This window comes from Rhizobium sp. 21-4511-3d (genome assembly GCF_053522545.1).
Map to the genome: position 1 here is coordinate 142,321 of NZ_JBNWCF010000009.1, position 24,569 is coordinate 166,889.

General features: G+C 61.0%; 17 protein-coding genes. 15 read left to right on the forward strand and 2 right to left on the reverse strand.

Annotated features, from left to right (window positions below; all coding sequences use genetic code 11):
- Positions 1-38: 38 nt before the first annotated feature.
- From ACQZ5H_RS20315 to ACQZ5H_RS20380, 14 genes are all read left to right on the forward strand, one after another.
- Entirely contained in the window at positions 39-1,580 is a 1,542-nt protein-coding gene (locus ACQZ5H_RS20315; protein ID WP_112718481.1) for a sugar ABC transporter ATP-binding protein, read from the forward strand.
- A gap of 36 nt (positions 1,581-1,616) precedes the next feature.
- Positions 1,617-2,642, forward strand: coding sequence for an ABC transporter permease (locus tag ACQZ5H_RS20320; RefSeq protein WP_112718181.1), 1,026 nt, complete (start codon positions 1,617-1,619; stop codon positions 2,640-2,642).
- A 156-nt stretch (positions 2,643-2,798) separates the two neighbouring features.
- Positions 2,799-3,857, forward strand: a complete 1,059-nt coding sequence (locus ACQZ5H_RS20325; protein ID WP_449098879.1) for a dipeptidase — start codon at positions 2,799-2,801, stop codon at positions 3,855-3,857.
- 48 nt (positions 3,858-3,905) lie between these two features.
- A complete protein-coding gene (locus tag ACQZ5H_RS20330) occupies positions 3,906-5,549 on the forward strand; it encodes an ABC transporter substrate-binding protein (protein ID WP_130283063.1) in 1,644 nt (547 codons plus the stop codon).
- Positions 5,550-5,567: 18 nt separating this feature from the next.
- Entirely contained in the window at positions 5,568-6,635 is a 1,068-nt protein-coding gene (locus ACQZ5H_RS20335) for an ABC transporter permease (protein ID WP_199627985.1), read from the forward strand.
- Entirely contained in the window at positions 6,632-7,567 is a 936-nt protein-coding gene (locus ACQZ5H_RS20340) for an ABC transporter permease (protein ID WP_449098880.1), read from the forward strand. Before ACQZ5H_RS20335 ends, ACQZ5H_RS20340 begins: the two co-directional genes overlap by 4 nt.
- Complete coding sequence (locus ACQZ5H_RS20345; RefSeq protein WP_449098881.1) at positions 7,564-8,397, forward strand: ABC transporter ATP-binding protein; 834 nt, start codon at positions 7,564-7,566, stop codon at positions 8,395-8,397. The genes ACQZ5H_RS20340 and ACQZ5H_RS20345 overlap by 4 nt, the downstream gene beginning before the upstream one ends.
- Entirely contained in the window at positions 8,394-9,143 is a 750-nt protein-coding gene (locus tag ACQZ5H_RS20350; RefSeq protein WP_449098882.1) for an ABC transporter ATP-binding protein, read from the forward strand. Before ACQZ5H_RS20345 ends, ACQZ5H_RS20350 begins: the two co-directional genes overlap by 4 nt.
- A gap of 160 nt (positions 9,144-9,303) precedes the next feature.
- A complete protein-coding gene (locus tag ACQZ5H_RS20355) occupies positions 9,304-9,495 on the forward strand; it encodes a hypothetical protein (RefSeq protein ID WP_112718195.1) in 192 nt (63 codons plus the stop codon).
- Positions 9,496-9,633: 138 nt separating this feature from the next.
- A complete protein-coding gene (locus ACQZ5H_RS20360; protein WP_165402741.1) occupies positions 9,634-9,798 on the forward strand; it encodes a hypothetical protein in 165 nt (54 codons plus the stop codon).
- A gap of 199 nt (positions 9,799-9,997) precedes the next feature.
- Positions 9,998-10,507 (forward strand): Dps family protein, encoded by a 510-nt coding sequence (locus ACQZ5H_RS20365; RefSeq protein ID WP_130283073.1) that lies wholly within the window; start codon positions 9,998-10,000, stop codon positions 10,505-10,507.
- 162 nt (positions 10,508-10,669) lie between these two features.
- Positions 10,670-10,831 (forward strand): DUF1328 domain-containing protein, encoded by a 162-nt coding sequence (locus ACQZ5H_RS20370; protein WP_112386069.1) that lies wholly within the window; start codon positions 10,670-10,672, stop codon positions 10,829-10,831.
- A 331-nt stretch (positions 10,832-11,162) separates the two neighbouring features.
- Positions 11,163-19,685, forward strand: coding sequence for a GH36-type glycosyl hydrolase domain-containing protein (locus tag ACQZ5H_RS20375; RefSeq protein ID WP_449098883.1), 8,523 nt, complete (start codon positions 11,163-11,165; stop codon positions 19,683-19,685).
- Positions 19,686-19,784: 99 nt separating this feature from the next.
- Positions 19,785-20,993 (forward strand): OpgC family protein, encoded by a 1,209-nt coding sequence (locus ACQZ5H_RS20380; protein WP_449098884.1) that lies wholly within the window; start codon positions 19,785-19,787, stop codon positions 20,991-20,993.
- A gap of 50 nt (positions 20,994-21,043) precedes the next feature.
- Here ACQZ5H_RS20380 and ACQZ5H_RS20385 read toward each other — a convergent pair whose 3' ends face one another.
- Together ACQZ5H_RS20385 and ACQZ5H_RS20390 are read right to left on the reverse strand one after the other, a co-directional pair.
- The gene (locus ACQZ5H_RS20385) at positions 21,044-21,397 is read right to left on the reverse strand and encodes a VOC family protein (RefSeq protein WP_449098885.1); all 354 of its coding nucleotides are present in this window, start codon (positions 21,395-21,397) and stop codon (positions 21,044-21,046) included.
- A gap of 299 nt (positions 21,398-21,696) precedes the next feature.
- Positions 21,697-23,460, reverse strand: coding sequence for a glucan ABC transporter ATP-binding protein/ permease (locus tag ACQZ5H_RS20390; RefSeq protein WP_130283081.1), 1,764 nt, complete (start codon positions 23,458-23,460; stop codon positions 21,697-21,699).
- Positions 23,461-23,776: 316 nt separating this feature from the next.
- Here ACQZ5H_RS20390 and ACQZ5H_RS20395 point away from each other — a divergent pair, with 316 nt between their 5' ends.
- Positions 23,777-24,517 (forward strand): LuxR family transcriptional regulator, encoded by a 741-nt coding sequence (locus tag ACQZ5H_RS20395; RefSeq protein WP_112718209.1) that lies wholly within the window; start codon positions 23,777-23,779, stop codon positions 24,515-24,517.
- Positions 24,518-24,569 lie beyond the last annotated feature (52 nt).

Consider the following 24,569-nt stretch of genomic DNA (forward strand, 5'->3'; position numbering starts at 1 on the left):
CCGCATCCAACTCCTCTGCCGTATCCGGAGAAATGAAGATGGCTGTGAGCCCGTCCACCATGGCTGCCGTGCGCGCCAGCGGGGCCGTTCCGAATGCGGAATACCTGCTGAGCGCCGAAGGTGTGCGCAAGGAATTTCCAGGCGTCGTGGCGCTTGACGATGTCCAGTTCCGTCTGAAGCGCGGCTCCGTCCATGCGCTGATGGGCGAGAACGGCGCCGGTAAATCCACCCTTATGAAGATCCTTGCCGGCATCTACACGCCCGACAAGGGCGAGGTGCGGCTGAAGGGTATCGAGATCCAGCTCAAGTCGCCGCTCGACGCGCTGGAAAACGGTATCGCCATGATCCATCAGGAACTGAACCTGATGCCGTTCATGACAGTTGCCGAAAACATCTGGATCCGCCGCGAGCCGAAGAACCGGCTCGGTTTCGTCGATCATCGCGAAATGTACCGGCTGACCGAAGATCTTTTCAAGCGGCTGAATATCGACCTTGATCCCGAGATCGAAGTTCGCCATCTCTCCGTCGCCAGCCGGCAGATGGTTGAGATCGCCAAGGCGGTTTCCTACAATTCAGATGTCCTGATCATGGACGAGCCGACATCGGCGCTGACCGAGCGTGAGGTTGCGCATCTCTTCCAGATCATTCGCGATCTGCGCGCCCAGGGCATCGGTATCGTCTACATCACCCACAAGATGAACGAGCTCTTCGAGATCGCCGACGAATTCTCGGTGTTCCGCGACGGCAAGTATATCGGCACTCATGCATCGACCGATGTGACGCGCGACGACATCATTCGTATGATGGTTGGCCGCGAGATCACCCAGATGTTCCCGAAGGAAGAAGTCCCGATCGGCGACGTCGTGCTTTCGGTCAAGAATCTCACATTGAAGCGCGTCTTCCACGACGTCTCCTTCGACGTGCGTGCAGGCGAGATTCTCGGTGTTGCCGGTCTCGTCGGCTCGGGTCGTTCGAACGTCGCCGAAACGCTCTTCGGTGTTACGCCGGCGAGCTCAGGCACGATCGAGCTGTTTGGCAAGAAGGTGGATATCAGTTCCCCGGCCGTGGCGATCCAGAACGGCATGGCCTTCCTGACGGAAGACCGCAAGGATACGGGCTGTCTGCTCATTCTCGATGTGCTCGAGAACATGCAGATCGCCGTGCTGCACGACCAGTTCGTCAAGGGCGGTTTCGTCCAGGAGCGCGCGATCGAGGCGACCTGTGAGGAGATGGCGCGCAAGCTGCGCGTCAAGACGCCCAATCTCAACGAGCGGGTCGAAAACCTTTCGGGCGGCAATCAGCAGAAGGTGCTGATCGGCCGCTGGCTGCTGACCAATCCGAAGATCCTCATTCTGGACGAACCGACGCGTGGTATCGACGTCGGCGCCAAGGCGGAGATCCACCGGCTGGTCACGGAAATGGCGCGCACCGGCGTGGCGGTGATCATGATATCATCGGAAATGCCCGAGGTGCTCGGCATGAGCGATCGTGTCATGGTCATGCATGAAGGCCGAGTGACCGGATTCCTCAATCGCGACGAAGCAACACAGGTGAAGGTGATGGAGCTTGCCGCGCAGTGATCGCGCCGCCGCTCCAACCATCAAGGGAGGTTTGACATGAACACAGAGGCAGCCGAGGGCCAGGCCCCGCTCGTGACACGGGCACGCCGCCGCCGGATACCGCCGGAACTCAGCATCTTCCTGGTGCTGATCGGCATCGCGCTCGTCTATGAAATCCTCGGCTGGATCTTCATCGGACAGAGCTTCCTGATGAACCCGCAGCGCTTGACGATCATGATCCTGCAGGTGTCGGTCATCGGCATCATCTCGGTGGGCGTGACGCAGGTCATCATCACCGGCGGTATTGATCTCTCGTCGGGTTCGGTGGTCGGCATGACGGCGATGATCGCGGCGAGTTTTGCCCAGGCCTCCACCTGGCCGCGCGCGCTCTATCCTGGTCTGACCGACATGCCGTTCTTCGTGCCGATTGGCATCGGCCTGCTGATCGGCCTTCTGGCCGGCTATATCAACGGCCAGCTGATCGCCAAGACGAAGATTCCGCCCTTCATCGCCACGCTCGGCATGATGGTCTCGGCGCGCGGTATTTCGAAGTGGTACACCAAGGGGCAGCCGGTTTCCGGCCTGACCGACCAGTTCAATTTCATCGGCACCGGCATCTGGCCTGTCATCGTCTTCCTCGTCGTCGCGCTGATCTTCCACATCGCCCTGCGCTACACCCGCTATGGCAAGTTCACCTATGCGATCGGCGCCAACATGCAGGCGGCGCGTGTCTCGGGTATCAATATCGAGGCGCACCTCATCAAGGTCTATGCGATCGCCGGTCTGCTCGCCGGTCTCGCAGGTGTCGTCACCGCAGCCCGCGCACAGACGGCGCAGGCAGGCATGGGTGTGATGTATGAACTTGATGCGATCGCTGCGGCTGTCATCGGCGGCACGTCGCTAACGGGTGGCGTCGGACGCATCACCGGTACTGTGATCGGCACGATCATCCTGGGTGTGATGACCTCGGGCTTCACCTTCCTCAGGGTGGACGCCTACTATCAGGAGATCGTCAAGGGCGTGATCATCGTCGCTGCCGTCGTCGTCGACGTCTACAGGCAGAAGAAACGCGCCAAGCACTGAAACATGAAAAAATGACGGGGCCTCAGGGCCCCGTTTTCATGTTTGCGGCTTCTTTCGGCAGTGCCGCAAATTTCTAAAAAAGGGGCTGGTCTATTTTTCCAGCCTTTCTATTGTTGTCGCTTGATATTTGCCCGGAAGGGTAGAGCAGGAAGACAGATGCAGCTCGTATTCGATGGCCACAACGACGTTCTCCTCAGGCTTTGGACACATGAAAGGGATGGCGCCGATCCGGTTGCCGAATTTCTGAACGGAACGACGCAAGGCCATATCGATGCGCCGCGCGCGCGTCAGGGCGGCCTCGCCGGCGGTCTCTGCGCCATCTACATTCCCTCCGGCGATCTCGTCTTCGCCGACCCTGACGAGAACGGCCACTACGAGACGCCGCTTGCCGCACCGCTCGACCGTCTTCCCTCGCTTGGCATTGCCACCGAGATGGCGGCAATCGCGCTTCGCCTGGATACGGCCGGCGCATGGCGGCTGTGCCGAAGTGTCAAGGATATCCGCAAGGCGATGGCAGAGGGCATCTTTGCCGCCGTCATGCATATGGAAGGCTGCGAGGCGATCGGTGCTGACCTGGCGGCGCTCGAGGTTTTCCATGCTGCGGGTCTGCGCTCGCTTGGGCCTGTCTGGAGCCGCCACAATGTCTTCGGGCATGGCGTCCCCTTCGCATTTCCGAAAAACCCGGATACCGCTCCCGGCCTGACGGATGCCGGTTTCGAGCTTGTGCGCGAGTGCAATCGTCTCGGCATCATGATCGACCTGTCGCACATCACCGAAAAGGGCTTCTGGGATGTCGCCAAGACCAGCGATCAGCCTCTGGTCGCCACCCATTCCAACGCCCATGCGCTGACGCCGGTGGCGCGAAACCTCACCGACAAGCAGCTCGATGCGATCAAGGAATGCAACGGGCTGGTCGGCCTGAACTATGCGACGGCGATGCTGCGCGCCGACGGCCGCTCGGATGGCGAGACGCCGCTTTCCGACATGATCCGCCACGTCAACCACCTCGTGGACCGCGTCGGCATCGATTGCGTCGCGCTCGGATCCGACTTCGACGGGGCGACGATTCCCGACGAAATCGGCGATGCTGCTGGCAACCAGAAGCTGATTGCCGCTCTCCGGGACAGTGGATATGGTGAAAGCGATCTCAAAAAACTTGCCAGCGAGAACTGGCTGAGAATCCTGGCTTCGGCGTGGAGGGAGAAGGACGTCTAAGGCCTGAAAACTGCTTTGTAATCAATCAAAAACAGGGGAACAGAACCAATGATGATTACCAAAATCAACCGCAGCTTCCGCGCACTTTCCGCCGGTGCCGCACTCTCGCTTCTCATGATGGCCGCACCCGCAGCCTTCGCTGAAACGCCGAAGGATACGCTGGTCGAAGGCTTCGCCATCGACGACATCATCACCATGGATCCGGGCGAAGCATTCGAGCTCTCGACGGCAGAAGTGACCAGCAACACTTACAGCCTGCTGGTTCGCCTCGACATGGCCGACACCTCGAAGGTGAAGGGCGATCTCGCCGAAAGCTGGACCGTTTCCGACGACGGCCTGACCTATACGTTCAAGCTGAAGCCGGGCCTGAAGTTCGCTTCCGGCAATCCCGTCACCGCCGAAGACGTTGCCTGGTCGTTCGAACGCGCCGTCAAGCTCGACAAGAGCCCGGCCTTCATTCTGACCCAGTTCGGCCTGACCGGCGACAACGTCACCGAAAAGGCAAAGGCTGCCGACCCGAACACCTTCGTCTTCACCGTCGACAAGCCCTACGCGCCAAGCTTCGTGCTGAACTGCCTGACGGCGACCGTCGCCTCGGTCGTCGACAAGAAGCTGGTCCTGGATCATGTGAAGCCGGTGACCGTCGACGCGGACCACAAGTATGACAACGACTTCGGCAACGAATGGCTGAAGACCGGCTATGCCGGCTCGGGCGCCTTCAAGCTGCGCGAATGGCGCGCCAACGAAGTCGTCGTCATGGAGCGCAACGACAACTATTACGGCGACAAGCCGAAGCTGAACCGTGTCATCTACCGCTACATGAAGGAAAGCTCGGCGCAGCGTCTGGCGCTTGAGGCCGGCGATATCGATATCGCCCGCAACCTTGAGCCGGGCGATCTCGATGCCGTGTCGAAGAATGCCGATCTGGCAACGACCGACGCACCGAAGAGCACGATCTATTACGTCAGTCTCAACCTGAAGAACGAGAACCTGAAGAAGCCTGAAGTTCAGCAGGCCTTCAAATATCTCGTCGATTACGACGCGATTGGCGCGACGCTGATCAAGGGCATCGGCGAAGTCCACCAGACCTTCCTGCCGAAGGGCCAGCTCGGCGCTCTCGACGAGAACCCCTTCAAGCTCGACGTCGCCAAGGCGAAGGAACTGCTTGCCAAGGCAGGCCTGAAGGACGGCTTCTCCGTCACCATGGATGTGCGCAACACGCAGCCGGTCACCGGCATTGCCGAATCCATGCAGCAGACGCTGGCGCAGGCCGGCGTGAAGCTGGAGATCATCCCGGGCGACGGCAAGCAGACGCTGACCAAATATCGCGCCCGCACGCACGACATGTATATCGGCCAGTGGGGCTCGGACTATTTCGACCCGAACTCCAATGCCGATACCTTCACGGCGAACCCGGATAATTCCGACGCCGGCACCAACAAGACGCTCGCCTGGCGCAACACGTTCGAGGCGCCCGAGCTCGACAAGGAAGCCAAGGCCGCTCTGCTTGAGCGTGACGGCGCCAAGCGCGCTGCCATGTACCAGGACATTCAGAAGAAGTACCTGGAAAACAGCCCCTTCGTCTTCATCTTCCAGCAGATCGAAGTGGCCGGCTATCGCAAGAGCCTGAAGGACTTCAAACTCGGCCCGAGCTTCGACACCAACTATGTCGGTCCGATTGCCAAGGAATAGTCCGGTAGGATTGGTTCGTTGAGCATTACCGAAACCAAGACGGAGGCGCGGCCCGCGAAGGGCCGTGCCATTCCGCTTGCCAAGGCGATCGGGCGTTTCCTGATCGCTGCGGTGACCACCTATCTCGGCCTGCTGGCCGTCACCTTTTTCATCGGCCGCGTGGTGCCGATCGATCCGGTTCTCGCCATTCTCGGCGACCGGGCGCCAACCCATGTCGTCGAGCGCGTGCGCCGCGAAATGGGCTTCGACCTGCCGCTCTACGAGCAGTTCTACATCTATCTCAAGGGCATCCTGTCGGGCGATTTCGGCAATTCGGTCCTGACCACAAACCCCGTGATGACCGATATCCGCCGCGCCTTCCCGGCGACGATCGAGCTCGCCACCTGCGGCACGATCATCGGCGCCGTCATCGGTATTCCGCTCGGCGTTCTCGCCGCCGTCCGCCGCGGTAGCCTCGCCGACCAGGTGGTGCGTGTCATCGGCCTCGTCGGCTATTCGGTGCCGATCTTCTGGCTGGCGCTGATTTCGCTGGTCATCTTCTATGCGAAGCTGCGATGGGTGGCCTTCCCGGGCCGTATCGATATCGTCTTCGAATATACGTTCACGCCGATCACCGGCTTCTATCTGCTCGACAGCGCCTGGCAGGGGCAGTGGGACGTCTTCTATGATGTCTTCCGCCACATCATCCTGCCGGCATCGCTGCTCGGATATTTCTCGCTTGCTTATATCAGCCGCATGACCCGCAGCTTCATGCTGAACGAGCTCAGCCAGGAATATATCGTCGCAGCGCGCGCCAAGGGCCTGTCGGAAACGCGGGTGATATGGGGCCATGCGCTGCGCAATGCCGCTGTGCCGCTGGTGACCGTGATCGCGCTTTCCTATGCCGGCTTGCTGGAGGGCTCGGTGCTGACGGAGACGGTGTTCTCCTGGCCCGGCATCGGCCTCTACATCACCAATTCGCTGCAGAGCGCCGATATGAACGCCGTACTTGGCGGCACGATCGTCATCGGCACGGTCTTCATCGGCATCAACCTTCTGTCCGACCTTCTCTACCGGACACTCGATCCAAGGACGCGAAGCCGATGACGGTTCCGGTCAACCAGACACGTCCCCTGAGCCGCCGCGAATGGCTGCTTTCCGATCGCCCGCAATCGCGCATGCAGGCACGTCTCGGGCGCGCCTATGTTACCTGGCGGCAGTTTACGGCAAACAGGCTTGCCGTCGTCGGCCTGGCGATCATCATCGCCCTGCTGTTCGTGGCCGCCTTTGCCGATCTGCTGGCAACGCATTCGCCCGTTATCGGCGATCTCAAGAATGCGCGGCTGCTGCCGCCCGGCAGCGAAGGCTATCTGCTCGGCACCGACGATCAGGGACGCGATATCTATTCGCGTCTGATCTATGGCTCGCGGCTCACACTCTTCGTCGTCGTTCTCGTCGCCATCATCTCCGCGCCGATCGGGCTGATCGTCGGCACGGTCTCCGGTTATGCCGGCGGCTGGGTCGATGCGACGCTGATGCGCATCACCGATATTTTTCTGGCCTTCCCGAAGCTGGTTCTGGCGCTTGCTTTCGTCGCAGCACTCGGGCCCGGTATTCAGAACGCCGTCATCGCAATCGCCATCACCTCCTGGCCGCCCTATGCCCGTATCGCTCGGGCTGAAACGCTGACAGTGCGGCGGTCGGACTACATCTCGGCGGTGAAGCTGATGGGCGCCTCGCCTATCCGCATCGTCATCCGCCATGTCATGCCGCTCTGCATTTCATCGCTGATCGTGCGCGTGACGCTCGATATGGCCGGCATCATCCTGACGGCTGCCGGTCTCGGCTTCCTCGGGCTCGGCGCCCAGCCGCCGCTGCCGGAATGGGGCGCGATGATCGCCTCGGGACGCCGCTTCATTCTCGACCAGTGGTGGGTCGCAGCCATGCCTGGGATCGCCATCCTGATCGTCAGCCTCGGCTTCAACCTGCTCGGCGACGGCCTGCGCGATGCGCTCGATCCGAAGGAGAGCGGCCAATGACCGAACTTCTCGACGTCAAGAACCTGCGCGTCAGCTATCCGACCCGCACCGGCGTGATCGAGGCCGTGCGCGGCGTATCCTTCACGCTCGGCAAGGAACGTCTCGGCATCGTCGGCGAATCCGGTTCCGGCAAGTCGCAGACGGGCCGGGCGATCATGGGGCTGACACCGAAACACGCCATCGTCAGCGCCGACACGCTCAACTTCAACGGCATCGATCTGCTGACCGCTTCGCCCAAGCAGCGGCGCCTGCTGCGCGGCAAGCGTATTGCCATGGTTTTGCAGGATCCGAAATATTCGCTCGATCCGGTCATGTCGATCGGCCGGCAAATCTGCGAGACGCTTCAGACCCATGAGAAGGTCGGGCGCTCGGAAGCCAAGGAGCGGGCGCTCGCCATGCTGGAGGCGGTGCAGATCCGCGATCCCAAGCGCGTCTTCGATCTTTATCCGCACGAAGTCTCGGGCGGCATGGGCCAGCGCGCGATGATCGCCATGATGCTGATCGCCGGACCCGAACTGTTGATCGCAGACGAGCCGACCTCGGCGCTCGACGTCACCGTTCAGCTCGACGTGCTGAAGATCATGGACAAGCTCGTCTCCGAGCGCGGCATGGGCCTGATCTTCGTGTCGCATGACCTGCGCCTCGTCTCCTCCTTCTGCGACCGCGTCATCGTCATGTATGCGGGCAAGATCGTCGAGGAGTTGAAGGCGTCGGAACTGAAGAACGCGCAGCATCCCTATACGCAGGGTCTGCTGAGCTGCATGCCGCAGATCGGCGAGGACCGCCATCCGCTGCCGGTTCTCGACCGCAAGCCGGAGTGGGCCGCATGAGTGCTGCACTTTCCGTCGAAAAACTCGGCGTCGTCTATGACGATTTCCATGCGCTGAAGGATGTCAGCATCGAGGTGGCCACCGGCGAATCCTTCGGGCTGGTCGGTGAATCCGGATCCGGCAAGTCGACCCTGTTGCGCGCCGTTGCAGGGCTCGCGCCCGTCAGTTCCGGCACCATCCGCATTCACGGCGAGGCGCTGCAGGGCGCAAAACGCAGCAAGGCTTTCTATCGCAGCGTCCAGATGGTGTTTCAGGACCCCTACGGCTCGCTTCACCCGCGCCAGACGATCGACCGACTGCTGCTCGAGCCGCTCGCCATCCACGGCATCGGCGACAGCGAGAGGCGTATCGAGCAGGCGCTCGATGAAGTCGGCCTCGGAAACGGTTTCCGCTTCCGCTATCCGCATCAGCTTTCCGGCGGCCAGCGACAGCGCGTGGCGATCGCCCGGGCGCTGATCGTCGAACCTTCGGTGCTGCTGCTGGATGAGCCGACCTCGGCGCTCGATGCTTCGGTGCAGGCCGAAGTGCTCAATCTGCTGGAGCAGATCCGCCGCGACCGCAAGCTGACATTCGTGATGGTGAGCCACGATCTCGGCGTCGTCACTCATATGTGCGAGCGCCTCGCCGTGATGCGCGGCGGTGCCGTTGTCGAGCGGTTGAGCTCGGCTGAGCTCGCCCGGGCCGATGTCCAGGAAGAATACACCCGCAATCTGATGGTCGCGAGCAAGGGTTTCGTCAAAGCCTGAAGCGCAGCCTTTTCAAGCATTTGAAAAGGCTGCCTCGACGCACCTATTAAGGTTAACGTAGCGTTAAAAGACGACCATTCGACTAGACTATTGACAGGCCCGTCCCATCTGTCATGATCCCGTTAACGATTGTTAGTTTTCGTGATCATGGAGGTAAGGGATGTTCTTTCTCGGTGGCATGACCATGGGATATCTCGAGCCGCCGGCCGCAAAAGCCGAGCGCGCCGAACCACCAGTCGTTAGCATTCCCGCCGAAAAGGACCGCCGCCTCATCGATATCTCCGCTGCTGCACAGCGTGAGGAAAACGCGATCGAACGGTCGTTGATCTGGGCCTGGCGCACTCTCTGCTGAGCTTTCTTCCGGCACCGGTGAGATTTTCTACCCGGCTGCCTCTGGAAGGAATTTTATCTCTACCTACCTGATAGGGAATATAAGAATAAAGATGTGAGGCATGACGCCCGCATCAAAGAGAACAGACGGAGGCAACACATGGCAGACCTGGGTATATCGCATACTCACGCGAACCATTATGGTTCCGTGCCGGCAAAGAAGCCGCTCTCCATGCGCGGCAAACTGCAGCTGGGCATCAATGCAGCATTGCTGGCGGCAGCTTTCGCATTCGTTGCTGCACTCGTATTCGGCCTGATCGGCTGATCTGGCGCACCGGCGCTGGCCGGTGCCTTTTCCTTCGGAACAATGTGCCATTCGCGGCATTCTCCAGTAACGCATTCAGCGCAAGGAGAATGGGCGTGAAGGGCGTGTTGCTCTGGCTCATCGGCAATTCCGATCCCAGTCATCATCCTTCTCTACCTGTGCCACGCGGTCTAGCGTTCCCAGTTAGGAGTAGAGGACGATGGCAAATACCGCCGTACTAAAGCCGAAATCACGCGACGTCTCGGTCAAGACCGGACTGTCCGACAAATATTGCGCCGACATGGCCAACAGCCTGTCGGCGATCCTGGCCAGCACCTATCATCTGGTCATCAAGAGCCACATCTATCACTGGAATGTCGTCGGCCCGCTGTTCAAGCCGCTGCACGAGTTGACCGAAGAGCACTACAACACGCTCTTCGAGGCGACAGATATTGTCGCCGAACGCATCCGCGCGCTTGGCCATCTGGCGCCCGCTCATATCGGCGACGCCGCCAAGTTTGCTCCGTCGAACCGCGATTTCAGCCAGCTGACGGCCGAAGACATGGTGCTCGATCTGATTGCCGATCACGAGGCGGCCTGCCGCGCCATGCGCGAAGCCGGTACTTCTGCCGATGAGAACGGCGACTTGGTGACGACGGATATGCTGACCGATCGCCTGACCTTTCACGAGAAGGCTCTTTGGATGCTCAAGGCGATCATCGCAAAGTAGGCGCGGGCGCGGGTTGCGCCTTACCGCCGCTGCAAGGGCGCATGGATGATGACCATGCGCCTTTTCTTTTGCAACTCGTTGATCCCAAAAGATTTTATTGACCAGCATGGAACCTTGATCCTCTGCGCTCGTTTATCCCGCAGCAAACCAAAGGAGATGGGCATGCTTTATTACGCTCTCGTATTTCTCGTCGTCGCCCTGATCGCCGGCCTGCTCGGCTTCGGCGGTATTGCCGGTGCTTCGGCTTCCATTGCGCAGGTGTTGTTCTTCCTGTTCCTGGTGCTCTTCGTCGTTTCGCTTTTCATGCGCCTGATGCGCCGCTGAGGCGCGACAGGCCATCCTTATCGGCGATGAAATCCGGTGCCCGGGCGGCGCCGGATTTTTCATGTCGCCGACGCCAATTCTTCGCTCTTGACTTGAATTATCAGGTTGGTGTCCAACTTTGACGAAATGGCTTTGCGGGAGGGACAACATGCACCGCCATGACCGTCACGGTTGCACGCGAAAGCGAGACTTAAACCGTTTCGTACCGAAAAATCGGCTGCCCTAGTATCTTTGCGCAACAGTGCCTTGCCGTTCATGCGGCAGTCATATTTGCCGGTGCAAAAGGCTAGCCAAAATTACCATAACTTCGTTTGGATCCAGAACCGAACCCATGTCAATTTCCAATCCGTCTCCGAGCCCGTCGCGCGATTCCGAAGTGAAGCAGATCGATCATAACGACTCGATCCGTTCGACTTACCTCTCCATCGAAGACATCAAGGCGATGGGCGAAGCAGTCGCCCGCAGCGGGGCGGATTCGCTTCCTGCCTTCGCGCCTTTCGACTTCTTCGCGCGGCACAAGGAGAACGAGAAGGAGATCCTGCGGGTCTACCGGACGACGGCTGCGGATGTGGAATCGGGCGAGACGATCACGCCCGCCGCCGAATGGCTGCTGGATAACCACTACATCGTCGAAGAGGCGATCCAGGAAGTCCGCCGCGACTTTCCGCGCCGTTTCTACCGCGAACTGCCGACCGTCAATGTCGGCGGCACGCAGGTGCCGCGCACGCTCGTGCTCGCCTGGCTCTATGTCGCTCACACCCACAGCACGGTCTCGCAGGAAAGCCTGACGGCGCTGGTCGATGGGTTCCAGCAGGTCGAGACGCTAAAGATCGGCGAGCTCTGGGCGGTGCCGTCGCTGGTGCGCTACGTGCTGGTCGAAAACCTCCGCCGCATCTCGAGCCGCGTCGAGCGCAGCCGGCGCATGCGCCGCCGCGCCAACGAGGCTGCCGACGAGCTCGTGCGTCTCGCCGATCCGGCCAAGGCTGCCGAATATCTGAAGTCGCTGGAGACGCTGGCCGAGGACAATACCTTCTCGACGCAGTTCCTCTACCGCATGCGTGACGGCTCGCAATCCTCAAGCCTGGCGATTGCCTGGCTGGACGACCGCCTTGCCTCGCTTGGCCGCGATACCGAAGAAGCGACGATGGCGGAGCACAGCCGCCTGTCCTCCGGCAACGTGACGATGGGCAACATCATCCGCAGCCTGCGCGAGATCGACGATACCGAATGGTCCGTCTGGGTCGAGCAGGTCAGCCATGTCGACAAGCTGCTCTGGGACAAGTCGGATTACGGCATTCTCGATTCCGGCTCGCGCAACAAGTATCGAAAGCAGATCGAAAAGCTCGCCAAGCGCTCGCCGCTGACCGAAATGGAAGTGGCGCAGCTGGCTCTCGACATGACGGCGGAGGCCAAGGCTTCCGACGAGCCGCAACCGCATGAGCCGAATGTCGGCGGGTTCCTGGCCGGCATGCATCGGCCGAAGTTCGAGGCGCGGGCCAATTACCGCCCGACGCTCGTCCAGCATTTCGTCCGCACTGTCCGCAAGTTCAACTGGCTGTCGATCGCCGTGCCCGTGGCGCTTTTGACGATCCTGGCGATGGTCATCGTCGGCAAGTTCATGGCGAATGCCGGTATGAGCCCGGCGGAGATCATCGTTCTCCTGATCATGTTTTCGCTGCCAGCTTCGGAAGGGGCGACGGGTCTTTTCAATACCGTGCTATCCTTCTTCGTGACGCCGTCGCGTCTCGTCGGCTACGAGTTCAAGGAAGGCATTCCAGAAGACGCGCGCACGCTCGTTGTCGTTCCCTGCCTGATTTCCAACCGCGACAGCGTCGATGAGCTCGTCCGCAACCTCGAGGTCCACTACCTCGCGAACCCGCGCGGTGAGATCTATTATTCGCTGCTCAGCGACTGGCCGGACAGCCAGGTCGAGGAAACCGCCAACGATCTCGAAGTGCTGGACTATGCCCGCCGCGAGATTGCGAACCTCTCGGCCCGCTACGCCTTCGATGGCAAGACGCGCTTCTACCTGCTGCACCGCCGCCGCCTCTACAATCCGGCCGAAGGCGCATGGATGGGCTGGGAGCGCAAGCGCGGCAAGCTGCATGAGCTGAACATGCTGCTGCGCGGCGACAGCGATACGACCTATCTGCCGGGCGCCAACATCGTTCCTGAAAACGTCCAGTATGTCATGACGCTCGATGCCGACACGCGCCTGATGCGCGATGCGGTCACCAAGCTCGTCGGCAAGCTCTACCATCCGATCAACCGTCCAGTTCTCAACCCGAAGACCGGCCGCGTCGAAAGCGGCTACGGCGTTCTGCAGCCGCGCGTCACGCCGTCGCTGACGACGGGCAAGGATGCCTCGGTCTTCCAGCGCGTCTTCTCGATCAACCGCGGTCTCGACCCCTATGTCTTCACGGTTTCCGACGTCTATCAGGACCTCGCAGGCGAAGGCACGTTCACGGGCAAGGGTCTCTATCACGTCGATGCCTTCGAGGCGTCGCTGAAGGGCCGTATCGACGAGAACTCGGTTCTCAGCCACGACCTTCTCGAAGGCTCCATGGCGCGCTGCGCGCTCGTCACCGATCTGGAACTCGTTGAAGACTTCCCGATCCGCTACGAAGTCGAAACCTCGCGTCAGCACCGCTGGGCGCGCGGCGACTGGCAGCTGCTGCCTTACATGTTCAATCCGAAATACGGCGTCACCGCGCTCGGCCGCTGGAAGATGTTCGACAACCTGCGCCGCTCGCTGACGCCGATCGCTTGGTTCTTCGCATCGGTTCTCGGCTGGTATTTCATGGGCCCGCTCGGCGCGCTCGTCTGGCAGATCCTGCTGATCTTCTGCCTTTTCGTTGCGCCGACCCTGTCGCTCATCAACGGCATCATTCCGCGCACCAGCGATATCGTCGCGCGCGCTCATCTTTACACTGTCTGGTCGGATATCCGGGCTGCCAACGCCCAGGTCGCGCTGCGTATTGTCTTTATCGCCGATACCGCCTGCATGATGGCCGATGCCATTGGCCGTTCGCTCTACCGCCTGTTCGTCAGCCACAAGCTGATGCTGCAATGGCGCACCGCCGCCAGCGTTCAGGCTGGCAAGCAGGGCACGATCAGCTCCTACTACAAGGCGATGTGGCATGCTCCGGTTCTGGCCGTGCTCGCCCTCGCCTTCGCCGCACTGTCGGGCGACAGCGCCTTCCTCGTCGGCATTCCCTTCGCCGTTCTCTGGATCCTCTCGCCGCTCGTTGCCTATTATGTGAGCCAGTCGGCGGAGACCGAAGACCGGCTCGAAGTGGCCGAGAAGGACTCGATCGAGCTCCGCAAGATCGCCCGCCGCACCTGGCGCTATTTCGACACGTTCACGACGGCCGAGCAGAACCATCTGCCGCCCGACAACGTGCAGGAAACGCCGCATGTGATCGTCGCGACCCGTACGTCGCCGACCAATATCGGCGTCTATCTTCTCTCGGTCGTCTCAGGCCGCCAGTTCGGCTGGTTCTCCTTCGAGGAGACGATTGACCGGCTGGAGAAGACGATCGCCACCATCGACAAGATGGAGAAGTACCGTGGTCACCTCTACAACTGGTATCACACCGATACGCTGCAGACGCTTGGCCCGCGCTACGTCTCGGCCGTCGATAGCGGTAACCTTGCCGGTCACCTGATTGCCGTCTCATCCGCCTGCCGCAACTGGGCGGAAGCGCCGTCGGCACATATGCAGGGCAATCTCGATGGCGTCGGCGATACCGCCGGCATTCTCGGCGAAGTGCTGGCCGATTTGCCTGACGATCGCAAGACCGTGCGTCCGCTGCGCCGTCGTCTGGAAGAGCGCATCATCGGCTTCCAGAACGCCCTTGCCGCCGTCAAGCGCGAGCATGAGTTTGCCTCGATCCGCGTCATCAACCTTGCGGTTCTCGCACGCGATATCCAGAAGCTCGCCGCCAACCTCGACCACGAAGTCAAATCATCGCTGAGCGGCGAGCTGACCCGCTGGGCCGAGCAGCTGGTGAAGGTCTGCGAAGCGCATATTTCCGACAGCACCTACGATCTTTCGAATATCGATCCGCTGCGTCCGCGCCTGATCGCTCTCCGCGACAAGGCTCGCGACCTTGCTTTCTCGATGGACTTCTCGTTCCTGTTCCGTCCGGAGCGCCGTCTTCTGTCGATCGGCTACCGCGTCGAAAGCGGCGAGCTCGACCAGGCCTGCTACGACCTCCTGGCATCGGAATGCCGCCTGACTTCGCTCTTCGGTATCGCCAAGGGCGACCTGCCGACGGAGCACTGGTACCGCCTGGGACGTCAGGTCGTTCCGGTGGGTTCGCGCGGCGCGCTGGTCTCCTGGTCCGGCTCGATGTTCGAATACCTGATGCCACCGCTCGTCATGCAGGAGCGCGGTGGCGGTATTCTCAACCAGACCAACAATCTCGTCATCGTCGAGCAGATGAATTACGGCCGCAAGCTGGGCGTTCCGTGGGGTATTTCGGAAGCGGCATTCAATGCCCGCGACCATAACATGAACTACCAGTACACCAATTTCGGTGTACCGACGCTCGGTCTGAAGCGTGGTCTCGGCCACAACGCCGTCATCGCGCCTTACGCATCGATCCTGGCTAGCCAGTATGATCCGAAGGCAGCCCTCGAAAATCTCGAGCGCCTGCGTGGTCTCGGCGCGCTCGGCAAGTACGGCTTCCATGACGCTGTCGACTTCACGCCGACCCGCGTTCCGGAAGGCAAGAAGTGCGCGGTGGTCTATAACTACTATGCCCACCACCATGGCATGTCGATTGCGGCAGTTGCCAACGTCGCCTTCAACGGCCACCTGCGCGAGCTCTTCCACTCCGATCCGGTGATCGAGGCCGCCGAACTGCTGCTGCAGGAAAAGGCGCCGCGCGACATTCCGGTGATGAGCGGCAAGCACGAGTCGGATACGCCTGCCAGCATCCAGGACGACCTGCTGCGCCCGGAACTGCGCAAGATCGCGGATCCGCTGTCGCGCGACCGCGAACTGGTGTTCCTGTCGAACGGCCACTATTCGATGATGCTGACGGCGACCGGCGCCGGCTATGCCCGCTGGAACGGCCAGTCCGTGACCCGCTGGAAGCCCGATCCGACCGAAGACCGTTGGGGCAGCTTCATCTTCCTGCGCGATACCGCCACTAACGAATGGTGGTCGGCGACCGCGGAGCCGAAGAGCGTCGAAGGCGAAAAGGTCAATGTACTCTTCGCCGATGAAAAGGCGGAGTTCACCAAGATCGTCGGCGATCTGACGAGCGAAGTCGAATGCATCGTCGCCACCGAGCACGATGCCGAAGGCCGCCGTCTGACGCTGCTCAACATGGGCACCGAAGACCGGTTCATCGAGGTCACCTCCTATATGGAGCCGGTGATCACCACCGATGATACGGACAACGCCCATCCGGCCTTCGCCCGCATGTTCGTGAAAACCGATTTCGGCAAGCGCGGCGACGTCATCCGCGCCGAGCGCAACAAGCGCGATCCGAATGAAGCGAACATGAGCATCGCGCATCTGATCGTCGACAGCGCCGGTCCGCAGCGCCAGACCGAATTCGAAACCGATCGTCGCAAGTTCCTCGGCCGTGGCCGCAGCCTTGCCGATGCGGCTGCATTCGATCCGGGCGCGACGCTGTCCGGCAGCGAAGGCTTCACGCTCGATCCGATCCTGTCGTTGCGCCGCACGGTTCGCGTGCCGGCCGGCAAGAAGGTTATCGTGATCTTCTGGACCATCGCTGCGCCGAGCCGCGACGACGTGGACAAGGCCGTCGAGCGCTATCGTCACGCCGATGCCTTCCAGCACGAGCTGGTGCAGGCATGGACGCGCACGCAGGTGCAGATGCGCCATGTCGGCGTCACCTCGCAGCAGGCTGCCGCCTTCCAGCATCTTGGCCGTCATCTCGTCTATCCGGATATGGATATGCGCTCCGACGCCTCGGTTCAGGCCGGCATGGCCTCGCAGTCGTCGCTCTGGCCGCTGGCGATTTCAGGCGACTTCCCGATCTTCATGCTGCGCATCAACGACGATATGGATCTCGACATCGTTCGCGAAGCGCTGCTGGCGCAGGAATATCTGCGTTCGCGCGGCGTCACCGCCGATCTCGTGATCATGAACGAGCGCGCCTCCTCCTATGCCCAGGACATGCAGCACGCTGTCGACCAGATGTGCGAAAACGTCCGCCGCATGGGCCAGGCCGACGGTCTGCGCCAGCATATCTTTGCCGTGCGCAAGGATCTGATGGAGGAAACGACCTATCACGCGCTGATGGCCGCTGCCCGCGTCACCTTCCATGCGAAGAACGGCAAGGTACTCGATCAGATCAACCGCGCCATCGCGCTCCGCTCGCCCTCCAAGGAAGAGCAGGAAGAGATGCAGAAGGCTGCCGAGCGCAGCAAGATGACGGCAACGAAGCGTATCGCGCCGGTCATCAAGCCGCGGCCCGTGCCTGCTGAAATCGAAGAGCAGGGCGACCTCGACTTCTGGAACGGCTTTGGCGGCTTTGCCCGCGACGGCCGCGAGTATGTCGTTCGCCTCGCCGGCGGCACGGCAACGCCGCAGCCGTGGATCAACGTGATCTCGAACGACAAGTTCGGCTTCCACGTTTCGGCCGAAGGCGCAGGCTTCACCTGGTCGGTCAACTCGCGCGACTATCAGCTGACCAGCTGGTCGAACGACGCCGTCGTCAACCGTTCGGGCGAAGCGATCTATGTCGCCGATCTCGACAATAATGACATCCTGACGCCTTATGCCGGTCTGTCGCAGCGTGCCGATGCTCGTTTCGAAACCCGTCATGGTCTCGGCTACTCGGTCTTCTCCAGCGAGCAGAACGATATCGCCATGGAGGTTACCCAGACCGTCCATCGCGAAAAGCCGGTGAAGATGCAGCGCGTTCGCCTGCGCAACAACGGCACCGGCGCCCGCAAGCTCAGGCTCTACGGCTATGTCGAGTGGGTGCTCGGCAACAATCCGCAGCGCACCGTTCCCTTCATCCTGTCTTCGGCGGATGAGGAAACCGGAACGCTGTTTGCCGGCAACCAGTACAGCATCGACTTCTCGAACCGGGTAGCCTTCTTCGCCGCCAGCGAGAAGCCGTCGAGCTTCGGCACCAGCCGGCGCGAGTTCATCGGCAAGGCCGGTACGATCCAGGCACCGCAGGCGCTGAAGCCTTCCATGCCGCTCTCCGGTTCGACCGAGCTCGATGGCGATCCGGCCGCTGTGCTGGCAATCGACATCACGCTGGCACCGGGTGAAGCACGCGACGTCACCTTCTTCATGGGCGATACCGCGTCCAGGGATGAGGCGGCAGCGCTTGCCAAGGAGATCCGTTCGGCCAGCATCGAGGATGCCGTTCAGGCAAACCGCGACTTCTGGCAGGGCTTTACCGGCAAGGTGCAGATTACGACTCCCGACCAGGGCATGAACAATCTCATCAACGCCTGGCTGCCTTATCAGAGCCTCGGCTGCCGTATCATGGCGCGTTCGGCCTTCTATCAGGCAAGTGGTGCCTTCGGCTTCCGCGACCAGCTGCAGGATACCCTGGCTTTCGTGCTGCAAGAGCCTTCGCTGGCCCGCAACCAGATCGTCAACGCCGCCTCGCGGCAGTTCCGTGAAGGTGACGTCCAGCATTGGTGGCTGCCGGGAACGGGGGCGGGCGTCCGCACGCTGATCTCGGATGACGTCGTCTGGCTTGCTTACGGTATCCACCACTATTGCAGCGTCACCGGCGACAAGACCGTGCTCGACGAGCAACTGCCGTTCCTCGAGGGTCCGGCGCTGCTCGAAGGACAGCACGACTCGTTCTACAAGCCCGAGATTTCCGAGGACAAGGCGAGCATCTACGAACATGCCGCTCTCGCCCTCGATCTGGCGATCAAGCGGACCGGCTCGAACGGCATGCCGCTGATCCTCGGTGGCGACTGGAACGACGGCATGAACCGCGTCGGCATCCATGGACAGGGCACGAGCGTCTGGCTCGGCTGGTTCCTCGCCGGTGCGCTTCGCTCCTTCACGCCTTACGCCGAAGAACGCGGCGACAAGGCGCGCGTCGAGCGCTGGACCAAGCATCTCGGCGAGCTGAAGACGGCTCTCGAAAGCGCTGGCTGGGATGGCGGCTACTATCGCCGCGGCACGTTCGACGACGGCAGCCTGCTGGGCTCGAAGGAAAGCCTGGAATGCCAGATCGATTCGATTGCGCAGTCGTGGAGCGTGCTCTCGGGCGAAGGCAATCCTGATCATGCCAAAACGGCGATGGATGCGGTTCTGAGCCGTCTCGTCGATCGCGACACGCGCATCATCCGGCTGTTCACCCCGCCTTTCGCGACCTCGGCCAAGGATCCGGGCTATATCAAGGCCTATCCTCCGGGTGTTCGCGAGAACGGCGGCCAGTACACGCATGCTGCGACCTGGGTGGTCATGGCGCTGGCAGAGATGAACCGCGGCGACGATGCGCTGGCCTGCTTCGATCTGCTCAACCCGATCACGCATTCGCGCGACAAGAGTTCTGCCGAGCACTATCGCGTCGAGCCCTATACGATCGCTGCCGACGTCTATGGCGAAGGCGCTCTCAAGGGACGCGGCGGCTGGACCTGGTATACGGGATCGGCCGGCTGGCTCTATCGCGCCGCCGTCGAAGGCATCCTCGGAATCCGGCTTAAGGATGGGCGTCTGTTCGTTCGTCCGGCACTGCCGAGCAGCTGGGATGGCTTCTCTGCAGAGGTCGAACATTCCGGCGTGAAATACCGCATTTCGGTCTCAAAATCGTCCCAACCCGGCGGCTACAGTCTGGCTATCAACGGCAACGACATCGCCAATCCCTCTGAGGGATATCCGGTCGGATAGCAGCATTCCTCAAGCTCACACTCCGGCGATTCGTTGCGGCCAAAAGGGAAACCTTTTGGCCGCAACTGCGTTTGCAAATCGGAACCAGGAGAGACATTCATGGCGACTACGCCGGAAAAGACGATCGGCGCTGAGCGCGTGTCACCGTCCGCGGCCCGGCCGCAACGCGATACAAGACTGGATGTATTGCGCGGGCTGGCCCTCATCACGATCTTCATCAATCACGTCCCCGGGCAGATTTTCGAGTATGTGACGACGAAGAATTTCGGCTTCTCCGACGCTGCCGAAGCCTTCGTGCTGATCTCGGGTATCGCCGTCGGCCTCGCCTATGGATCGGGCTTCAAGTTCGGCCGCAGGCTGGAGATGGCGAAGAAGGCCGTGAAGCGTGCCTTTACGCTCTATCTCGCCCATATGATCACCACCTTCATCACGCTGGCGCTTTTCATCTGCGGCGCCTGGCTGTTCCATAGGCCGGGGCTGCTGGTGGAGATCAATATCCTGGCGGTGCTGACCAATCTGAAGGAAGGCATTCCGGCGCTGCTGCTGCTTGGCCACCAGATTGGCTACAACAACATCCTGCCGATGTATGGCGCGTTGATGCTGATGGTGCCGATCATCCTGCTGCTGAACTCCTGGCATCCTCTGCTGGCGCTCACCGTCTCGGGCACCGTATGGTTCGTCTCGGGCATCTACCAGATTGCGCCGCATAACATGATCATTGCCGACTACTGGTTCCTGAACCCGCTGTCGTGGCAGTTCATCTTCACGATCGGCATCGTCGGCATGATGCATGTGAAGCGTGGCGGAAGGTTGCCGCGCCATCCTGTGCTGTTCATGCTGGCGTCGGGCTATGTGGCGCTGTCGTTTGCCTGGGTCGTCGGTCATCTCTGGGATCTCGGTAATGCGCTGGCGGCGCTTGGCCTGCCTGCGGTCCTCACCGGCTTCGACAAGACCTTCCTGTCGCTGCCGCGTCTGCTGCATGTGCTGGCGCTGACCTATCTGGTCATCAACATCCCGGCCCTGTCGCATCTGCTGCGCCGTCCGGCTGATCATCCGCTGACGATCCTTGGCCGCCACTCGCTGAACATCTTCGTTGCCGGCACGATCCTCGCCATGGCGGGTCAGGTTCTGCTATACGTCACCAATCGCGACCAGTTCATCGGCCCGATGTTCGTGATCGCCGGTCTCTCGGCCCAGTTCGCCTATGCCTACCATCTGGAGCGCAAGCGCCTGGATGCGAAGGTCAAGCCGGTGATGGCGCGCACGGCGGTGCCGGTCGCCATCCGGGTCGGCGATCGCCGGAAATAAGCTGTAGGGATCGATGTGATGCTAATGGCCGGCGGGGCTCTCTCCGCCGGCTATTTTTTATGCTCGAGAATGTTGATGAGGCGGCCGAAGGGATCGCGGACATAGAAGCGGCGGACGCCCCACGGCTCGTCGGCGGGGCCATAGACGATCTCGAAGTCTGCCTTCCTGATGTCTTCAAGCACGGCCTCGACATCATCCACCTCGATGGAGAGATCGGGCACTTCGGTACCGGAGCCGCCCTCGCTGGCGATGCTGACCTGCACCTGCATGGCAGTGGCATTGCCGTAGGTGACGATCCAGCCGTGATCCATCAGCAGATCGAGCCCCAGGATGTCGCCGTAGAAGCGCTGCGCCAGCGACAGGTCACCGGCGGCGATGTTGGTGATGATGCGGCGAACGGCCAAGCTGTTTCCTCCGGCGCCAAATGCGCGGAGCCGATGCTAGCGGCTTTCACCATGCGATTGAAGCATTGGGAGTGCCTGGCATCGCTTGCGTGATGCCTGTGGTCGCCGGCCGGTCATGTGAGGCACTGAGCTAGCTCTTGCGAACTGCTCAGAGTGCTAGATCGCGTAATCACCCCGTTGACGGCGAAGCAGTGGTATTGGAAGCGAGCCTTAGGCCAAGAAGCACACAAACCAGAGCGCAAAAGAAAAGGCCGGAAGGTGATCCTTCCGGCCTTTGGCATTTCGTTGCGGCTCTCGCCTTAAGCAGCTTCGGTGGCGTGTGCCTTGCGGACTTCGTCGTCCGTCAGGATGCCGCTGGCGCGGAGCAGGGCGGCGAAGCGGCCGTTGCTCTGGCTGAGCTCGTCGAAGCTACCCTGCTCGACGATCCGGCCATTGTCGAGGAACAGCACCTTGTCGGCCTCGCGGACCGTCGACAGACGGTGGGCGATGATGAAGGTGGTGCGGTTCTGGCGCAGGTTGTCGATGGCGGCCTTCACGCGGTTTTCGGTTTCGACGTCGAGCGCGCTGGTCGCCTCGTCGAGCACGAGGATCGGCGCGTCCTTCAGGATGGCGCGGGCGATCGCGATACGCTGACGCTCACCACCGGAGAGACGGTTGCCGCGCTCGCCGACATGCGTGTCGTACTGGTCTTCGCGCGTCTCGATGAAGTCGGCAGCTGCAGCAGCTTCCGCTGCCTGGCGCATTTCTTCTTCACTGGCGCCCTCGCGGCCGAGGCGGATGTTGTCACTGATCGAACGGTTCAGCAGACCGGCATCCTGGAACACGGTTGCGATGAAGCGGCGCAGTGACTTGCGGGTCACCTTGGTGATGTCATGGCCATCGACGAGGATCTGGCCGCTGTCGGGGTCGTAGACGCGCTGCAGCAGGTTGACGAGCGTCGTCTTGCCGGCGCCGGTCGGGCCGACGATCGCGATCGTCTGGCCGGCCTTGGCCTTGAAGTTGACGTTGTGCAGACCCTGCGACGAGTTGCCGAAGCCGAAGGAGACGTCGCGGAATTCGACTTCGCCCTTGACGTCCTTGATGTCGGCATTGCCGGCAGGCTCTTCACGGTCACGAACGGAGTCTTCGAGGACGTAGAAGTCTTCGAGCTTCGAGCGGGCTTCAAAGATCTGCGTGGCGAACTGGCGCATCTGGTCGAGACGCGAGATCAGCAGGTTGGCAAAGCCGATGAAGGCAATGACGTCACCGATCTTGATTTCGCCAGCCTGCACCAGCAGCGTGCCGATGACGAGGATGACCATCATGGCGATCGTGGAAGCCATGCGGTTCAGCGCGCCGGCAATAGCCCACCAGTCGAGAACCGGATACTGGGCCTGCAGCAGGCGATCGGTAAAGCCCTTCAGAGCCTTGGTTTCAGCTTCGATACGGTTGTAGCTGTGCAGCACCGAAACGTTGCTGATCGAGTCGCTGACATGCGAAAAGACGGTGTGGTAGTGGTTTTCGACCGAAGCCTGACCATCCTTCGTGCGGCTCATGACAACACGGCCGATCGCCCAGTAGGCTGCGCCGAGCACCAACAGAACGATCGACAGGCGATAGTCCATCGAGATGGCGGTCGGGATCAGCAGGCCGATCGCGACAGCCGTCGCAAGGTGGTTGCGCATGAACTCGAGCCAGAGGCCGAACAGCGTCTCGCAGGCGCGCAGCAGCGTATGCAGCGCGTTGGACGTGCCACGCTGATGATGCCAGGAGAGCGGCATGGAAATGATGCGGCCGAAGGCTTCGGTCAGAAGCGTGGCGCGCCGGCCATGCGCCAGCCTGTCAGCCTCGCGGGCGACAAGCACGAAGGCGATGGTGTTGAAGACGGCGAAACCGGCCCACATGAACAGGATCGGCTTCACTTCGCCCTTGCCGGAGATGGCATCGATAATGCGGCCGAAGAGGATTGGTTCCGCGATGGTAATGGCTGCCAGAACAATGTTGGCAACGACCACCAGGGATACGCGGAGCTTGTAGGCGCCAAGGTAGCGCAAAGCTCTTGCATAGACCTTGAATAGCGACACAGCAGTACCTCTTTTGTGCATCTGCAAAACGGGATGCTGCGACGCTACTAAAATCTACCTGAACCGGCGATTAACACCGCGTTCACGCACCGCTTTTTTCGACATTGTGACAGCAGGGTGCGACGAGATGACATCGGTTGAAAACTGTTCAATGGACAACAGTCGTGACAATTTTCACTTGCATTTGGAAGGTCATACGTCACACCATAAAGCATACGGGTTAAAATGATTAAACCGAAGACCGTTGAGATGCCGGCTGCGTTTTTTGCCGGTCGACGGCCCTCAACCGCACGCCCTTTTCGGGCAGGGGGCATTTGTGAATATTCATTCGTTGATTCAATTGCTTGTCGTTATCGAAGAATGCAAGAAGATCGAACGTGTGGTCGAGGAGCTTGAGAATGTTCTGCATTCCTATGGCTTTGAATATTTCGTTCTTCTGCGTCACCCGAAGCGCAGCGTCGATCCCTGGGGCGCCGTGCTCGCCGGCGACTGGCCGGAGAAATGGACGCAGGTTTATGCAACCAAGAAATATTTCCTGATCGATCCGACCGTTCGTTATCTCGGACAGACGAGCCGCCCCTTCCGCTGGCAGGAAGCGCTCGCCGCCTATCGCCGAGACCCGCATCAGCGCCGGATGGAGCAGATGATGAACGATGCTGCCCAGCATGGACTGAGCGATGGCTATGTGCTTCCGGTCCATGGCCGCAGCGGTCTGCTCGGCAGCCTCAGCATCGGCGGCGTGCCCGTCGATCTGTCTCCGGTGGAACTTTCGCTGTTTTGCACCGTGACGCACAAGGCCTTCTGGCGGCTATTGGAATTGCGGGGCGAGGCGGAGGCTTTGGACAGCCCGACGCTGATGGAAACGCCGCTGACACGGCGCGAACTGGAGATCCTGCATTATCTCGCCGACGGCATGACCTCGATCGAGATCAGCAAGTTGCTGAGCATCTCCAACCACACCGTCGACTGGTACATGAACGGAATTCAGGACAAACTGAAGGCCAAAAACCGCCAGCAGGCCGTCGCTTTGGCCTTTAGATACGGCTTAATTACCTGATGGCGGAGAAATTCTATTTCGTGGCGGCAAGGGAAATTGAACTTTCTGTAAC

Coding starts and splice junctions, on each gene's coding strand:
- ACQZ5H_RS20315 (WP_112718481.1), top strand. CDS start 39: ATGGCTGTGAGCCCGTCCACCATGGCTGCCGTGCGCGCCAGCGGGGCC.
- ACQZ5H_RS20320 (WP_112718181.1), top strand. CDS start 1,617: ATGAACACAGAGGCAGCCGAGGGCCAGGCCCCGCTCGTGACACGGGCA.
- ACQZ5H_RS20325 (WP_449098879.1), top strand. CDS start 2,799: ATGCAGCTCGTATTCGATGGCCACAACGACGTTCTCCTCAGGCTTTGG.
- ACQZ5H_RS20330 (WP_130283063.1), top strand. CDS start 3,906: ATGATGATTACCAAAATCAACCGCAGCTTCCGCGCACTTTCCGCCGGT.
- ACQZ5H_RS20340 (WP_449098880.1), top strand. CDS start 6,632: ATGACGGTTCCGGTCAACCAGACACGTCCCCTGAGCCGCCGCGAATGG.
- ACQZ5H_RS20345 (WP_449098881.1), top strand. CDS start 7,564: ATGACCGAACTTCTCGACGTCAAGAACCTGCGCGTCAGCTATCCGACC.
- ACQZ5H_RS20350 (WP_449098882.1), top strand. CDS start 8,394: ATGAGTGCTGCACTTTCCGTCGAAAAACTCGGCGTCGTCTATGACGAT.
- ACQZ5H_RS20355 (WP_112718195.1), top strand. CDS start 9,304: ATGTTCTTTCTCGGTGGCATGACCATGGGATATCTCGAGCCGCCGGCC.
- ACQZ5H_RS20360 (WP_165402741.1), top strand. CDS start 9,634: ATGGCAGACCTGGGTATATCGCATACTCACGCGAACCATTATGGTTCC.
- ACQZ5H_RS20365 (WP_130283073.1), top strand. CDS start 9,998: ATGGCAAATACCGCCGTACTAAAGCCGAAATCACGCGACGTCTCGGTC.
- ACQZ5H_RS20370 (WP_112386069.1), top strand. CDS start 10,670: ATGCTTTATTACGCTCTCGTATTTCTCGTCGTCGCCCTGATCGCCGGC.
- ACQZ5H_RS20375 (WP_449098883.1), top strand. CDS start 11,163: ATGTCAATTTCCAATCCGTCTCCGAGCCCGTCGCGCGATTCCGAAGTG.
- ACQZ5H_RS20380 (WP_449098884.1), top strand. CDS start 19,785: ATGGCGACTACGCCGGAAAAGACGATCGGCGCTGAGCGCGTGTCACCG.